Annotated in this window: 12 protein-coding genes; 8 read left to right on the top strand and 4 right to left on the bottom strand. The window is 43.4% G+C overall.

Features of this window, described 5'->3' with window-relative positions; all coding sequences use genetic code 11:
• Positions 1 to 81 precede the first annotated feature (81 nt).
• From DPF90_RS14565 to DPF90_RS14595, 7 genes are all read left to right on the top strand, one after another.
• The gene (locus tag DPF90_RS14565; RefSeq protein WP_205395197.1) at positions 82 to 2214 is read left to right on the top strand and encodes a peptidase domain-containing ABC transporter; all 2133 of its coding nucleotides are present in this window, start codon (positions 82 to 84) and stop codon (positions 2212 to 2214) included.
• On the top strand, positions 2211 to 3584 hold the full coding sequence (locus DPF90_RS14570) for an HlyD family type I secretion periplasmic adaptor subunit (RefSeq protein ID WP_114787067.1): 1374 nt from the start codon (positions 2211 to 2213) through the stop codon (positions 3582 to 3584). The genes DPF90_RS14565 and DPF90_RS14570 overlap by 4 nt, the downstream gene beginning before the upstream one ends.
• Positions 3584 to 5626 carry a type I secretion system permease/ATPase gene (locus DPF90_RS14575; protein WP_114787068.1) on the top strand — a complete coding sequence of 681 codons (2043 nt, stop codon included), beginning with the start codon at positions 3584 to 3586 and terminating at the stop codon, positions 5624 to 5626. Before DPF90_RS14570 ends, DPF90_RS14575 begins: the two co-directional genes overlap by 1 nt.
• Before the next feature lie 89 nt (positions 5627 to 5715).
• Positions 5716 to 6342: a hypothetical protein gene (locus tag DPF90_RS14580; RefSeq protein ID WP_114787069.1), complete on the top strand. Its 627-nt coding sequence runs from the start codon at positions 5716 to 5718 to the stop codon at positions 6340 to 6342.
• Positions 6343 to 6355: 13 nt separating this feature from the next.
• Positions 6356 to 8551 (top strand): calcium-binding protein, encoded by a 2196-nt coding sequence (locus tag DPF90_RS14585; protein WP_114787070.1) that lies wholly within the window; start codon positions 6356 to 6358, stop codon positions 8549 to 8551.
• Positions 8517 to 8801: a calcium-binding protein gene (locus DPF90_RS14590; protein ID WP_114787071.1), complete on the top strand. Its 285-nt coding sequence runs from the start codon at positions 8517 to 8519 to the stop codon at positions 8799 to 8801. The genes DPF90_RS14585 and DPF90_RS14590 overlap by 35 nt, the downstream gene beginning before the upstream one ends.
• Positions 8802 to 8980: 179 nt before the next feature.
• Entirely contained in the window at positions 8981 to 10231 is a 1251-nt protein-coding gene (locus DPF90_RS14595; protein ID WP_114787072.1) for an Hpt domain-containing protein, read from the top strand.
• 11 nt (positions 10232 to 10242) lie between these two features.
• Here DPF90_RS14595 and DPF90_RS14600 read toward each other — a convergent pair whose 3' ends face one another.
• Positions 10243 to 10848 (bottom strand): class I SAM-dependent methyltransferase, encoded by a 606-nt coding sequence (locus DPF90_RS14600; protein ID WP_240314526.1) that lies wholly within the window; start codon positions 10846 to 10848, stop codon positions 10243 to 10245.
• 189 nt (positions 10849 to 11037) lie between these two features.
• Positions 11038 to 12474, bottom strand: a complete 1437-nt coding sequence (nhaC, locus tag DPF90_RS14605) for a Na+/H+ antiporter NhaC (protein WP_114787073.1) — start codon at positions 12472 to 12474, stop codon at positions 11038 to 11040.
• 434 nt (positions 12475 to 12908) lie between these two features.
• Here nhaC and asd point away from each other — a divergent pair, with 434 nt between their 5' ends.
• On the top strand, positions 12909 to 14039 hold the full coding sequence (gene asd / locus DPF90_RS14610; RefSeq protein ID WP_114787074.1) for an aspartate-semialdehyde dehydrogenase: 1131 nt from the start codon (positions 12909 to 12911) through the stop codon (positions 14037 to 14039).
• A 41-nt stretch (positions 14040 to 14080) separates the two neighbouring features.
• Here asd and DPF90_RS14615 read toward each other — a convergent pair whose 3' ends face one another.
• Positions 14081 to 14917: an ion transporter gene (locus tag DPF90_RS14615; protein ID WP_114787075.1), complete on the bottom strand. Its 837-nt coding sequence runs from the start codon at positions 14915 to 14917 to the stop codon at positions 14081 to 14083.
• 51 nt (positions 14918 to 14968) lie between these two features.
• Positions 14969 to 15607: a YchE family NAAT transporter gene (locus DPF90_RS14620; RefSeq protein WP_114787076.1), complete on the bottom strand. Its 639-nt coding sequence runs from the start codon at positions 15605 to 15607 to the stop codon at positions 14969 to 14971.
• Between the last annotated feature and the right edge of the window lie 123 nt (positions 15608 to 15730).

Raw genomic sequence — 15730 nt, forward strand, 5'->3', positions numbered from 1 at the left:
TTATTGATATGTGTGTTGAATGATATGGTGCAAATATGTAACCTGCCGCGTATATAAAAATTACATTAAACCATTCAATTCATGGATACGGCTTATTCCAACACGGACGCATTTTTTCAAAGTGCAGTAGAAAGTTCTCAGATATTACTGAGGTTAATGGGCATCACATGTTCTCTTCCTACTCAGCAGCAAGGGAAATGTCTAAAAAGCTGGCTAAAAAAAACTTCAGATAAGACAGATGGTCAACTGAGATTAAAAAAACTCAGGGAAGAAAAGCTAACGACTGCCCACCTTCCTCTTGCCTATCAAACCAAGGATGGAAAGTTTGTTGTGCTCGCTCGGCTGTCAGAAGATCAAGCCTTGATCCAAAAGGCGGATGAGTCGACACCTGAGGTGATTTCAAGACAAGACTTAAAACAGCAGTGGGCAGGCCAAATTATTCAGTATCACCAGAGCGGTGGAAAGTTTGATATTAGTTGGTTTATTCCTGAGTTTGTTCGCCACCGAAAGCTATTGGGAGAGGTGCTGTTTTTTTCACTCTTACTGCAACTGTTAGCCCTCATCCTGCCATTATTTTTTCAAGTCATTATGGACAAGGTCCTGGTTCACAATGCGCTATCTACCCTTGACGTGTTAGTTGTGGCGCTACTTGTAGTTGGTTTGTTTGAGGTGATCTTAAAAGGGTTAAGAGAATATTTGTTAGCTCATACGACCACACGAATAGATATACGGCTCGGTGTTAAGTTATTTAAACATTTACTCGGCCTGCCTTTACTTTATTTTAAAAATCGGCATGTGGGAGCCATCGTCACTCGGGTAAGAGAACTAGACAGTATACGCAATCTTCTAACTGGCGCGGCGCTGACGTTATTAGTCGATGCCAGTTTTACCTTTGTATTTATCGGTGTGATGTTCTACCTCTGTGCGCCGTTAACTTGGTTAGTGATCGCAACACTGCCAGTATATGCGTTTATCGCATGGGCAAGCTCAGGCTCTCTTAAACAGCGTATTGAGCACCAGTTCAGCTGCGGCGCTAAAAATACGGGCTTTTTGACCGAGTCGCTTAATGGCGTAGAAACAGTTAAAAGCCTCGCCATCGAGCCTAGATTTGAACGAAAATGGGAAGGGCAAACTCAAGAGCTGGTCGAAGCGAACTTTTCTCGTCAAAGTTATCAAGCGCAAATCAGTCAGTGGGTCACGTTAGTTCAAAAGCTAACGACGGTCGGTGTGCTTTGGATTGGCGCGCAGATGGTTATGTCATTGGAACTGACTATAGGTCAGTTGATTGCGTTTAACATGATGGTGAATCATGTCAGTCAGCCACTGGCCAAGCTAGTTGAGCTTTGGCAGCAATTTATCCAAACGCGAGTTGCTGTCGATAACCTTGGTGAAATGCTCAATTTGCCAGCAGAGCAGGAAATGGGCCGACATGCATCAAATCAGCCGTTTCAGGGTCATATACAGTTTCGCCAAGTATGGTTTCGATACCAGCCTCAATTAGCCCCGGTGTTAAAAGGACTGAGCTTGGACATTCGTCCAGGGGAGTCAATCGGCCTGGTAGGGCCTTCTGGATCAGGAAAAAGTACCATCACTCGCGTGATTCAAAAGCTCTACTTGGCGGAAAAAGGCCATGTTCTGATTGATGGTGTTCCAATTAACCAATGGTCATCACCGGCGCTGAGAAAAAATATTGGTGTGGTGTTACAAGAAAACTACCTATTTCACCGCAGTGTGCGAGAAAACATTGCCATTCGTAGGCCAACAGCCTCTTTTGAGCAGGTAGTTGAAGCTGCAAAGCTTGCAGGTGCTCATGAATTCATTATTAAAATGCCCAAAGGTTATGACACCTTACTAGCAGAGGGCGGCTCCTCTTTATCTGGGGGCCAAAAGCAGCGTATCGCGATCGCCAGAGCTTTGATGACCAAACCAAGAATATTGATCCTAGATGAGGCCACGAGCGCCTTAGATGAAGAATCTCAACAAGTGGTGAATCAAAATATGGCAGCTATTTCGCGTGGCAGAACCGTCATAACGGTCGCGCACCGTTTATCTGCGGTTCAAGGTTGCGACCGTATTGCGGTGATTGAACAAGGTGAAGTCACAGAGCTTGGCACCCATGAGAAATTACTCGATCAAAAAGGATGTTACGCCAGACTCTGGCATATACAGCAATCAAAACAAAAGGAAACTAAAGTGAGTGAGCAAGTGCAATGATAAATATAATAAAAATGGCACTCAAAGCCCAAAAGCGTGAGCTTCAATCGCCAAAACGCCCCCAACATGAATACGAGTTTTTACCTGCTTATCTCGAAGTGATTGAGAAGCCGCCTTCGCCCTGGTCTAGACGTGTTGCGTTTACCATTGCGACATTCTTGCTAGTGACCTTGGTTTGGTCGATTGTTGGCCAGCTCGACATCCATGCAAGCGCGCAAGGCAAAGTTATGGTGTCGAGCCATAGCAAAGTTATACAAGCGTTAGAACAAGGTGAAGTCATAGCGATTAATGTTAGAAATGGTCAGCATGTTCGCAAAGGCGATATTCTCATTCAGCTTAACCCAGCAGGCGCCGATGCGGAGTCGAGCCGATTGGCCGAGCAAAAAATTCGTTATCAGTTGGACAAGTCGAGACTTGAGGCGCTGCTTTCAGACGCTCCACTAGAGCGCTTTAACCCTACACCAGATGCCAATAGTGAGCTGATTGTCATCAGTCGTCAGCATTTGCAAAGTGAGTACACTGAAACGACTCAATTGCTGGAAAAAATTGAAGCTGAGCAGAATGTTAATCGAGCAGAGTTAAAAGCGAATCGCCAAGCCATCGCGGCGCTCAATAAACTTAAACAAAACATCACTACGCGACTCAATGCGCGTCAAGCACTGATGGAAACAAACTCGATTGCTCGGGTTGAGTTATTAGAACAAGAGAGAGAACTATTAGATGTAGAGCGTGATCTGAGTAACTTACAATCTCAAACCGAGGTACTTAGCGCGCAAGCAGCAAGTCTTGTTGAACAAAGAGAGACGCTTATTGCTCAAAAGCGGCTAGAGTATTTTGATGAGCTTAATCAGGTTGATGGTCGAATTGCAGAGCTTGAGCAAGAACTTGTCAAGGCTCGTGAGCGCCAGCGCATTCAGGCGCTTCGCTCTCCAGTAGATGGCGTAGTGCAGCAACTGAGTATTCATACACTTGGTGGGGTGGCATCTCCGGCCGAGCCTTTGATGGTTATCGTGCCAAAGGCTGCTGACCTCGAAGCTGAAGTCAATGTTCTCAATAAAGACATTGGTTTTGTCATGGCTGGCCAAGCGGTAGAAATCAAAATCGATAGCTTCCCCTTCACTAAATACGGCACCATTTCAGGTGAGTTACTGCACGTATCCAAAGATGCGGTAGAAGATGAGCAGCTAGGGTATGTGTTTCCTGCCCGAATTCGTCTCAACAGCAACCAAATTTTAGTTGATGATAAGTGGGTAACACTTGGAGCGGGTATGAGTTTGAGTGCTGAAATTAAAACCGGAACCCGCCGCATTATCGATTACTTGCTAAGCCCTTTGCAGCAGTATCAATCTGAAGCCATGAGGGAGCGTTAATGAACCCTCAACATCATATCCGGCTAACGGGCTTACTATGCCTAGCTTATGTAGCGAAACATTTTGATAAATCGGTGGAAATAAATCATCTGCAGCACAAACTTGGAGAGTCTGTCAGTGAGTTAGATTCGACGCAATTGTGTCGCTGCGCGTTGTGGGTTGGCCTTAAAGCGAAACAAGTCAGTTTGCGATTCGAGCAGCTCAATACCACACCGCTGCCCGCTATTGTTGAGCTTGATAATCAATTTTACGTTTTGCTTAAGGTCACAGATTCGGATGTCACCTTGTATTGCGCTAGAACCAATCAAGTACGACGCTATTCTAATGAGAATTTTCAGGCGATTTGGCAGGGTAATACCTATTTGCTTGCCGACGGAGAGTTAACCACTGCACAGACATCCTTCAGTTTTCGCTGGTTTTTACCTGCCCTTAAAAAGCATGTCATCCAAGCGAGGAAAGTCATTTGGTTGTCACTCTTTATTCAGTTGATTGCGCTTGCAACTCCGATTGTATTTGAAAATGTTATTGACAGGGTATTAGTCAGTCGCAGTGTGTCCAGTTTGCATGTTCTGGGTATCGCCCTGTTGGGCATGGCAATTTTTGAGCCCTTATTTAACTATATGCGCAGCTGGATGTATGCCAATCTTGCCAGCAAGCTTAATGCTGATCTTAGTGCAAGGCTTTATTCGCACTTAATTGCCTTACCTCTGAGCTATTTTGACCGCAGGCAAACAGGGCAAATTACCGCCAGAGTGCGTGAAATGGACCAAATTCGCCAATTTCTCTCCGGCTCTGCGTTGACCATTGTGCTCGACTTGATTTTCATCGGGGCGTTTATTGCGGTCTTATTTGCCTATGCACCGCTGCTGACTTGGGTCGTGCTTGGCTCTTTGGTGTTGTACTTTCTATTTTGGTTAGCTGTGGGGCCAGCTTTGCGCGCAAAAGTCACCAAAGAGTATGAAACAACGGCAGACAATACCGCTTTTTTGACCGAATCAGTAACTGGAATTGAAACGGTCAAAACCAATGCGTTGGAACGCAGTTTTGAAAAGCGTTGGCAAGCTAACTTGGCGAGGCAACTTAAAGCGGGTTTTCGCGCTCGGGTCGTTTCGATTTGGGCGGAGCAAGGTATTGGTTTGATCCAAAAATTTACTGCTGCACTAACGCTTTGGTGGGGGGTAAAACTGGTTTTAGAAGGTGAACTCTCGCCCGGTGAGCTAGTGGCGTTTAACATGTTGGCAAGCCAAGTTACCCAGCCTATTTTACGCTTAGCACAGGTTTGGCAAGATTTTCAACACACCTTAATCTCACTGCGCCGCGTTGGGGATATATTAGATGAGCCTCAAGAGGCGGGCAGTGAAGGCTTAGCCTCGATCCCTCAAATGAAAGGTGAAGTGGTTTTCCATCAAGTTCGTTTTCGTTACGATACAGATTCTCCTGAAGTATTGAAAAATCTCAGCTTGACCATCAAAGCGGGGGAGTTTGTCGGGATCACAGGTCGTTCTGGATGTGGTAAGAGTACTTTAACCAAGTTGTTGCAGCGCTTGTATACGCCAGACTCAGGCCAAGTGCTGGTTGATGGTATGGATCTCGCTATCGCTGATCCCGTTGAGCTAAGACGCAACATGAGTGTCGTGCTTCAAGAAAGCTGCCTATTTGGCGGAACCATTGCCGATAACATAAAGCAATGTGTACCTAATGCTACGGATGGAGAAGTCATTCACGCGGCTAAATTGGCGGGCGCTCATGATTTTATTATCGAGCTATCTGGAGGTTATAGCGCACAGGTAGGAGAAGGGGGCAGTCGCCTTTCTGGTGGGCAAAGGCAAAGAATCGCATTGGCGCGTGCATTAATGACTAACCCCAGAATATTGATCCTAGATGAAGCCACCAGTGCGCTCGATTATGAGTCTGAGGCAGCCATTGTGTCACGCCTACCCGAAATCACCAAAGGCCGAACCGTGATCAGCATAGCGCATCGTTTATCAACATTAGCCCATTGCCATCGGGTGGTGGATATCTATGAGTTAGTAAGGAGCTAAATATTGAATAAGTTAATTATCACGTTTTTTTTTGCTTTTATGGTGTTTTTTTAGTTAAAAACCAAAGTGACAAAAGCTGCTATTTGTTTATGGAAGAACATGAAAAGGAAAATATTGTTTCTCAGCTTGGAGACTACATATTAGGGTCAGACTTTTCTAACATGTCTGTTGATGATTCAAAGCTTCTCATGGCAATTAAGCATAGATACGGAGTAGGTATTGAAAAAAATTTGTTCAAATCCAAAGAATTATTACTTTCAATGGAAGATAAAGGAAGCGATAAAACTAAAGCTGCTAAGTATTATATGCTAGGTACGCAAATGTACTCATGCGAAAATGGCACAGGATCAGAGTTTCTAGCTTTAGCCAACGAATATGGTGATTTGAAATCAACATTCATACTGCCTTTTATTCGGTTTTACGATTCTAAATTCAATATGGATATATCTGAATATGTGAAATCTATTAGAGAGTCGATGTTCCTTGGTAATGACTTCTCAGTGTTCGAGTATATCTATCTTCAAGAAAAATATAACGAGAAAGAAAAGATAGAAGAGTGGGTCTCTGTATTTAATAAATCAACACTATTACATGATTGTGAATTTTATAGATTTATTAAAAATGGTGATGGCTTAGGTGGATTAGCTGTTGATTGGGATATTAAGAAAGATATTCTAAATAGATATTGGAAATATTACTTAAATAAGTGCGAATAAAAAGGAAGAATTAATGTCAACGTCACAGCAACTAGATGTCGCCCTTGATGCATTGGGTGCTATAGGTAATCACACAGAAAATAGAGGATTGACAAAGGAGCTTACTAACGCATGTCAAGCAGTAATGAACGACCCCAGTATTGATAACTATGAAAAGGTTATAAAAGCAATGGAAAATGCTACTACCAAGAAAGGCCAGAGTATGAATGACCTCGTTGGTGCTAGTGGAGTTCCTGGAACGATAATTGAGAGGTTAATGGATGAAATACTTAAGAAAGGCTCAAATTTATTCCAAAAGTATAATAGGACCCACAATCCTTTAGAAAGACTCGAAGATTTTATTAATCAAGATAAGGCTCGGAATAAGCAGCTTTCTGATTATTGTAAAGGCTACGGTGAAAAATACGATGCCCCTCTAGGTGAGCTGACCCCAGCCCCCTCTGCCCCCAGTTCACCTTTGGTATTAGATTTGGATAGTAATGGCATCACGACAACCAGTTTGGAAAACGGCGTTTATTTTGATCATGATGGTGATGGAAAGCGAGAGCGTTCTGCATTTGTAGGGCCGGATGATGGTCTATTAGTATTCGATGCAGATGGTGATGGCTCAATTACATCAGGAAAAGAGTTATTCGGTAATAATACAAAGTTACGAGACGGTACATTTGCGAATAATGGTTTTACAGCACTGAGTCAATACGATGAGAATGATGATGGTCTTATCGATAGCCAAGACGGTATTTTCAGTCAGCTAAACGTTTTCAGGGACCTGAATCAAGATGGTATTAGCCAGAGTGAAGAGCTATGCTCACTAGAACACTATGGTGTCACATCATTAAAACTAACTTATAACGACTCGCAATATGTCGATGATAATGGAAATGAGCACCGGCAACAGTCGTCGTACACCACATCAGACGGTAGCATAAATGATTTAAACGATGTCTGGTTTCAAATGGAAAAGTCAGACTTTATATATTCGGAAATCGTTATTCCTGAAGACATTCTTAAACTTCCCAACATTAACGGTATCGGGTCTCTTCCTTCTCTACATTATGCCATGGCAAAAGATGAATCAGGCCGCCTTAAGTCACTGATAGAAAGCTATCAAATAGGCACTACAGATCAGTCTTCTTCAGAGATGCTTACTGAAATTATGTTTATATGGGCGGGTGTGAGCGGTGACTACACACGTTACCATCAGAGCAAAATTGATATTCGAAAGGTAAAAACCTTGGAAGCCTTTTATGGCTATAAGATTGATAAACCAAGAGGTACTGGAACTCAATATACGAGGCTACTGGAAGGGATATTCGAAAATTTAAAAGGAGAGATTGAGCTGCGGTTGATTGGAATTGAATCCAACTTATTCCAAGAAGTAAAGTGGGTACAAGCGAATTCCTCAGGACAATTGTATGGAGACTTTTCGATCGTGGCTAACTCACTAATTGAACTGGCATCACTACAGACATCAGAATCATTCAAGGAAATCAATCAGTTTTTTGAAACAGTGTCGACGGTAGATGATCTTTATTCTAATAATCAAAAAAACCTTTACTCTTACCTATTTGATTATTTGAATACTAACTTAAATGAGCTTCCTACAGGCTTTGATAAGCTAATTCAAATATCCAAAACAAATGCATCTGTATTTAAAGTTGGAACTAATACAGATGATGAACTAGCGGGTAGTAATACTAATGATTTTATTGCTGGTTTAGAGGGGAACGACATTATTTCTGGAAGCAGCGGGAGTGAAATAATACACGGTGATGCTGGTAACGATACCTTGCATGGTGAAACGGGTAACGATGAGCTGTTTGGTGGTGAAGGTAACGACACGTTAACGGTCTCTTACAGTGGCAATAACACGTTAGATGGTGGTGAAGGCGATGATACGTTGAAGGTAACTCGCACAACGAATGACCGTCATCAACGTAATGTAGCTCAAAACGCAGTGAATCGTTTGATTGGAGGCAAAGGGAGTGACCGACTGGAAGGCAGTTCGGGGTCAGAGACATATGTGTTTGAACGTGGTGATGGACAGGATGTGATTAACGATTTTGACCATTACAGTCGGAGTTCTTCTTCTGGTTTTAATAAGACAGACCGTATTGTGCTGGGCCGAGGGTATCGCGCATTCGGAGTTGAGTGTCCGCAGAGACGGCAATCATATGGTGTTGTTGATAGGCGGACCGGAGTCGGGTGACAGTATTACGATAGAGAACGTGTATACAGATGGGCGCTATTGCATCGAGGAAGTGGTGCTGTCAGATGGGACCAAATTCTCACCTATGACATTACCCGAGTATATGCCGCCAGCGGCAGAGCCTGATTTACTTGTACAGGCCATGAGCGGGTTTGACGTTTCTGACAATGAGATAGCAAACTCCCCTCTCAGCAATATAAACACCGCTGAAAGCTTATTAGTGAGTGCGCCTCAAAGAGCGGTTGCCTAACTTTCATAAAGTGTTAATTGGGGCCACAGTGAGATGTGGCCTTTATTATGGATGGTTAAATAGCTTGAACTCTATGATGAAAATCGGACTAGGTCGAAGAAATCACGACTTTGGCCTGCTATTCTTGCTCATTGCGTATATGCTTGTAATTATGCAATTTATTCGAAGAAGAGCAAGGTATGGAAGGTAAGGCGCTCAAGTTAGCTTGGTTGGTTGTGGCGATCTGGATTTTAGGTATTGCAACATTAATGTTTGCCTATCGCTCAAGCGTAACCACAATGAATCAGGTCAGTGAGCTAAGCAACAGTATTGATGAACTCAAGTATTCTATGTTCCAAGAGCCTTCTTACCGAGCGAGCCAGACTGGAGAGCAAGCGCTTAAACTGCAATTGATACACGCTTTGCGCTTGCAGATGGCGGCGACTTACGAGCAAAATTGGTTAACCCTTGATATGGGGCAGCTGCTTTACACTACCGACCAATTTATAGAGCAGATGAAGACGTTTTTGAATAATGAACTTGAGCTGATTGCGCTGGTTGACCAGATCCAAACACTCCGTGCCAAGTACCAAAAAGATTCCAAACTATCGAATTATTACGCGAAAGTAGGCACGAATGTATTGGCTGCGCTGTTTAGTTCTAGTGAATCAAATCCCAAAGTGTTTAGGGAGCTTGACCAACTCTATGTGCAATCGGACAAGTTACCTGCGCTACAGAAAAAGCATTTACAGCATATGCTCTCGAAAACATCGTCATTGCTGGGTACTTACGCCCAAGGTAATTATGTGATTGAAAAAATCATGAATAATTCAATTTACTCTCAGATCGCCTTGGTAGAACGTGAGTTTCATGATCAGCAAAATCAGTTGGTTATCGGTGGTTTAGTGTTCAGTGGACTGTGTTTACTCGCCTTGTTTGGTGTCAGCTATCGTGTGTCTTCAGTTCAGCCAATACCAAACCAACCCATTGGCGCAAAGCAAGAACCAACACAAACAGACGATCAACGGACCGAAACCCCAAAAGTGGAAATTATAAACCAGAACGAGGCAGTGGCTATGGGTAATGATGAAAAGGGAGTTTATGAGCCCGAAATTGATTTAAAAGCCATGTTGGAATCACTTGGCGATGATTATGAGTCGGTGTGTATGTTGTTGCAAGTATTTGTTGATGATCACACTGGTGATACAGAAAAAATTGCCGAGCTATTGCATGACTCACCAGAAGAGGCATTACGCAAAGCGCATAGTCTCAAAGGGGTGGGTGGTAACCTTGGGGCCAAGAAGCTGCGAGAGGCAGCAGGTAATGTTGAGCAAGCTCTCAAAGACGGCTCGGGCTCAGTTACTGAACTTCTCGCCGAGCTTAAATTACGATTAGATAAAGCCATCGATGAAGCGCAAGAGTTTCTCAATCAGCAACAAACTGGCGGTTAGCGAGAGCGAGTCTAGCTTTTCTCCAATACAATAGTGAAATCACCTGTTGAATAGTCATCAATCAACCTTACCTTGGGCGTGATTGTGTGGCAAAAGGAGAGTACGTCGTTTTTGTCATACGCTTTGAGCAAGGTTGGTTTAAGAAATACATCCTTATTGAGCAAGTTAAAGATGACGACTTCTTTGGCCGCTGCATACATACGGGTAATCATACGCTCTAGGTAATCATTTTGACGCGACTGATAGTTAAGTGAACCACTGGCGATAATAATATCAAGTTTAGGCAATGGTGTGTGGCTAATATCAGCGAGCCGAAAACGGCACTGAGCAGATCCAATACGTTTTTTTGCTCGTTTTAGAAATGGCCAATGTTGATCAATGCCTAGGTAAAAAGCTAAGTGTTTATCTTGGCTGAGGTAGTCGTACAGCTCACCTAATCCACATCCTAAATCCAACACTCGTTTATTTGAGAAATCGGCGCTGTTGGCGATAGCTTTGAATCGTATTATCTGTTCCTTCTTGCTCGACCAGCCCTGCATTTTATAATTTAAGCTGCGCGCATTTAGGCTTTTATTACGATGAAATAGATACACGTTTAATCGATCGAGAATATGCATGATGGCCTTATTTGAGTGTCAGAACATAGTCGTTATGCACAAATATAGTATGAGAAAGACGCACTCTATAAGCCTATATCATGTGGGTAGATGATTGAAATTATTTAATAAGCTGAGTGGATAAAAAAGGGGGGAGGGGAGTTAAAGAACCAGATAAATGCCTGATAGCACTTATCTGGTTATAGGGTGTTAAGCGCTTTGCTTGACTAATTCGCCGCTGTCATTGGTGTGGTTAGCCGTCGCTGTCGGCTCACATTTATCAATAAACCAGCCCATGTATGAGGTCACTATGGTAACCAAAATACACACAAAGCTTAGCCACATGAATGGAGCATAAGATAGGGTCGCGACGCCAAGGATACTCGCCATGTAGATACCATTGTCACTCCAAGGCACCATACCAGAGGTCAGGGTGCCACCAAATTCGGCGTTTCTGGATAGATTTTTACGCTTGAATCCTAGGCGGTCATAGTTTTTGGCACAAATTTTCGGTGTTAGGATCAAAGAGACATACATAGCTGAGCCAAATACGTTACCAAGGAAGGCCGTTCCTATGGTGCTGGTTGCCAGTGAACCTGCGCTTTGTACTCTGCGCTCGAAAAGCTTAGCAATGGTTTCTAGCACGCCGACTTTATCTAGTAAGCCACCAAAGCCGAGACCAAAGACAATCACAGCTACAGAGCCAAGCATTGAAGACATGCCGCCTCGGTTTAAGATGGAATCAATGAAACCGACACCAGATTCAATGTGGAAAGGGGCCCAGGCAGTATTAAAGGCTTGTAAGAAGTCTACATCTTGGATCATGACAGCCCATATTATCCCAAGTAGAGAGCCAAAACTGATCACTGGGAAAGAAGGCATACGCATGGCTAGTAAGCCAAGCACTATGACAACAGGAACGAACGAATAAGGAGTAATGTAAAATTGATTGTCCATTGCTTCGATAACAGACTGAACTTGCGTCATGTCTACATTACCGGCGTAGTGGAAACCAAATACAGTAAACATGATGCCAGTGATGATGTAGCTGATAAGCGCGATAGGCAGCATACCTTTAATATGTTCCATCACTTCAACGTTCGACATGGACGACGCCAGGATAACCGAATCTGACAATGGTGACATTTTATCGCCAAAGTAGCAGCCAGATAGAACAGCACCTGCGGTAATAGGCGCAGGTACACCTAAACCTTGACCTATACCCATCATAGCAATACCAGCGGTTCCTGCTGCGCCCCAAGATGTACCAGTCGCTAATGCAGTTAGCGAACAGATAACCATAGTTGCTAGCAGGAAGATGGAAGGATGAATTGCTTTAAGGCCATAGTAGATAATGGTGGGGACAATACCACCTGAAATCCAAGTGCCGACCAAAGCCCCTACAGCAAGAAGGATTAAGACAGCGCCAAGACCGTTGGAAATACCATTGAGTGCTGCTTTTTCAAGATCTTTATATTGGTGGCCAAGCCTTACGCCGAGCACCATGATCACGAACCAACCTATGTAAAGAGCCAACTGAATCGGCAAGTCGAGTTGGGCTGTGAATGAAAAAGCCATCAGCAAGAATAGACCTAATGCAATGATCACTTGCATTAGACTGGGTAAGCGGGGAGTGAGTTGCGTCATGCAGATCCTCTTATATGTATTATGTCTCATAGGTTCCTTGTGAGTTATTTGGGAACGTATTGAGAGTACTTACTCATTTTTAGTAGGCGAGCACTTTACATTAGCTAGAATAATATTTCGAATAAATACTACTCCGATGTGATTTAAATCTACCAAGACATTTTCATTTGGTTAAATATATTGTAAACCCTTATTGTTTTTATTATTAAATGTAAAATGTTTGTTTCATTTTGGTTTTATTTTTGTGTTTTTTGGCTGAGTGGTGATTGCTTTCGCTTTTGGATTTGAGTTCGAAGAATGTTCTTTATGATCGCCACAGCCTATAAAGTCAGAAAAATAGACACAAATAAATCAAATTTCTCTTGAGATTTTGCTTAGAAAGTTGAAGTATTGAATCGTTTCCTAAATTAATATTGCACACGGAGAGTTGAGAAATGAGAGTAGGTTTAGTCGGTTGGCGCGGCATGGTTGGTTCAGTACTCATGCAACGCATGGTTGAAGAAAACGATTTTGACCATATTGAGCCGGTATTTTACAGCACATCTCAAGTTGGTATTCCCGCTCCTGTGTTTTCGGATCGTCAGCTCGGTTCAGACTCAGGTTTACTGCAAGATGCCTATGATATTGACAGCCTAAAGCAGCTTGATGCTGTTGTGACGTGTCAAGGTGGGAGTTACACAGAGAAAGTGTATCCTGAGCTCAAAAAAGCGGGTTGGAAAGGGTATTGGATTGATGCCGCTTCAACCTTACGTATGGCGTCAGATTCAATCATCACATTAGACCCAGTTAACTACACCCAGATCCAACAAGGTATTCATCAAGGCACTAATACCTTTGTTGGTGGTAACTGTACTGTGAGTTTGATGCTAATGGGTTTAGGTGGACTGTTTGAGAAAGGCTTGGTGGAATGGACCAGCGTGATGACCTATCAAGCGGCTTCTGGCGCAGGTGCTCAGAATATGCGCGAGCTTATTTCTCAAATGGGTGTAATCAATGATTCAGTCAGCTCCGAGCTTGCCAACCCATCAAGTTCCATTCTCGACATTGATAAACGCGTGGCTGACACCATGCGCTGTGAGTCTTTCCCGACCGATAAGTTTGGTGTGCCATTGGCTGGTTCTCTTATCCCTTGGATTGATGTTAAGCGTGATAATGGCCAAAGCAAAGAAGAATGGAAAGCTGGCGTTGAAGCGAACAAAATTCTCGGTTTCCAAGATTCTCCAGTGCCTATTGATGGCACTTGTGTTCGTATCGGGGCGATGCGCTGCCACTCACAGGCGCTGACTATCAAACTGAAGCAAAATCTTCCTATGGACGAGATCGAGGAAATGATTGCGACCCATAACGATTGGGTAAAAGTAATTCCAAATGAGCGTGATATCACTGCTCAAGAGTTAACTCCAGCAAAAGTGACGGGTACTTTATCTATCCCTGTGGGTCGATTGCGTAAAATGGCGATGGGAGATGACTTCCTCAATGCCTTTACCGTGGGCGATCAATTGCTTTGGGGTGCAGCAGAGCCTTTACGTCGCACACTAAGAATTATATTGGCAGAGAAAGCCTAAGTACTAAAAAACTATCAGGGTTGATATTTATCAGCCTTTTTTTATTGGTTAACTATTCGCTTGTCTGGTTCTGCAAGTTCACCGCCGCAATGCTTGCAATGGATTGCATCTGAGTCGTGTCCCGCTCGGCTGCAATTAGGGCACTTAACCAAAGTTTTATGAGCGTTCATCTCTTTGTTTAATTCTGCTGTGATAATACCAGTTGGAACGGCAAGAATTGAGTAGCCCAATAACATGGTGAGAGAGGCCAAAGCTTTACCCAGATGTGTCTGAGGTACAATATCGCCATAACCAACAGTGGTAATAGTGACAATCGCCCAATAAATACTTTTGGGGATACTGGTGAACCCATTGGCTGGCCCTTCAATAACAAATATCAGTGAGCCAAAAATGGTAACGAGTATTCCGACTGTGCTGAAAAAGATCAGGATTTTTCTGCGCGCCATTAAAAGAGAGCGCAGCAAGATATTTGAATCTTGTAGGTAGCGGACCAGTTTTAACACCCTGAAGATTCGCATTACCCGCAGCAAGCGAATCACACCCATAAATGATGCCCCGGGGAAGAAAAAGGCAAGATAAGTGGGCAAAATAGCCAGTAAATCAACCACGCCATAAAAACTTTTCGCATAAGCGCTAGGCTTTGGTGAGCAATATAGCCTGAGGAGATATTCGATACTAAATAAGGCAGTGAAGGCATACTCTAAATATCGCAGCTCCATCTTCCATGGGGAGGCAATGCTTGGCACAGACTCTAGGACAAGCACAGCAAGAGAGGAAAATATGGCGACAATCAGAGCAATATCAAAGGCACGTCCAGCTTTAGTGTGAGTGCCGAAAATGATGATATATAAATAGTGTTTTAATGCGTGACGCGGCATGAGAGAGCTACCTTTTAATCAATAGCATCAATCATACCTTTATCAGTTTCATCAAGCCAACCCGGGGAATAGGTTTCGCAGTCCGTTAGCAATAAATTCAATACCTAAAGCACCAAGGATCAGACCCATAATACGGGTGATAACGTTAATGCCAGTTTGTCCTAAAAATCGAACGATCAGTGGTGCAGAGCGAAACAGTAGCCATGAGCAAAAACAAAATAAACCGACGGTAATACTGATACCTACAGTGTCAATGGCAGTGGGGTAGCGAGCGCCATACACTATGGTGGAGCTGATTGCACCAGGTCCAGCCATAAGAGGCATGGCTAGTGGGACGACTCCGATTTGCTCGCGGCTAACGTACTCCGACTTTTCTTGTTTGTTTTGTTTATCCTCACCCAACTTACCACTCATCATGGAAAACGCGATGCTGAGTAACAAGAGGCCCCCAGCAACGCGAAATGAGTCAAGAGAAATGCTGAACATATCAAGTAGTAGCTGGCCTGCTAATAACGATATGATCAAAATGATGGCCACGGCAAAGTTTGCTGTGGTGGCGGTTTTGTGTTTTTCCTCTGCCGTCATATGACCCGTCAGAGAGACAAAAACCGGCATGATGCCAACAGGGTTCACTGCGGCGACTAGGCCTAAAAAGAATTGTAAAAAAATCGCGAATTCGAATGTCTGCATTGTCTGAGCCTAAGCATAAGAGAAGTTAACTATCTGTAACATGCGGAATATAGTTGAAATTTCATTTGTCCACGAGTGAAAAAAGCTAATTATTGGCAAAAATATCGACCTAGGTGCCTTCTT

The organism is Vibrio tetraodonis (assembly GCF_003350295.1).
GTDB lineage: Bacteria > Pseudomonadota > Gammaproteobacteria > Enterobacterales > Vibrionaceae > Vibrio > Vibrio tetraodonis.

Coding starts and splice junctions, on each gene's coding strand:
- DPF90_RS14565 (WP_205395197.1), top strand. CDS start 82: ATGGATACGGCTTATTCCAACACGGACGCATTTTTTCAAAGTGCAGTA.
- DPF90_RS14570 (WP_114787067.1), top strand. CDS start 2,211: ATGATAAATATAATAAAAATGGCACTCAAAGCCCAAAAGCGTGAGCTT.
- DPF90_RS14575 (WP_114787068.1), top strand. CDS start 3,584: ATGAACCCTCAACATCATATCCGGCTAACGGGCTTACTATGCCTAGCT.
- DPF90_RS14580 (WP_114787069.1), top strand. CDS start 5,716: ATGGAAGAACATGAAAAGGAAAATATTGTTTCTCAGCTTGGAGACTAC.
- DPF90_RS14585 (WP_114787070.1), top strand. CDS start 6,356: ATGTCAACGTCACAGCAACTAGATGTCGCCCTTGATGCATTGGGTGCT.
- DPF90_RS14590 (WP_114787071.1), top strand. CDS start 8,517: ATGGTGTTGTTGATAGGCGGACCGGAGTCGGGTGACAGTATTACGATA.
- DPF90_RS14595 (WP_114787072.1), top strand. CDS start 8,981: ATGGAAGGTAAGGCGCTCAAGTTAGCTTGGTTGGTTGTGGCGATCTGG.
- DPF90_RS14600 (WP_240314526.1), bottom strand. CDS start 10,848: ATGCATATTCTCGATCGATTAAACGTGTATCTATTTCATCGTAATAAA.
- nhaC (WP_114787073.1), bottom strand. CDS start 12,474: ATGACGCAACTCACTCCCCGCTTACCCAGTCTAATGCAAGTGATCATT.
- asd (WP_114787074.1), top strand. CDS start 12,909: ATGAGAGTAGGTTTAGTCGGTTGGCGCGGCATGGTTGGTTCAGTACTC.
- DPF90_RS14615 (WP_114787075.1), bottom strand. CDS start 14,917: ATGCCGCGTCACGCATTAAAACACTATTTATATATCATCATTTTCGGC.
- DPF90_RS14620 (WP_114787076.1), bottom strand. CDS start 15,607: ATGCAGACATTCGAATTCGCGATTTTTTTACAATTCTTTTTAGGCCTA.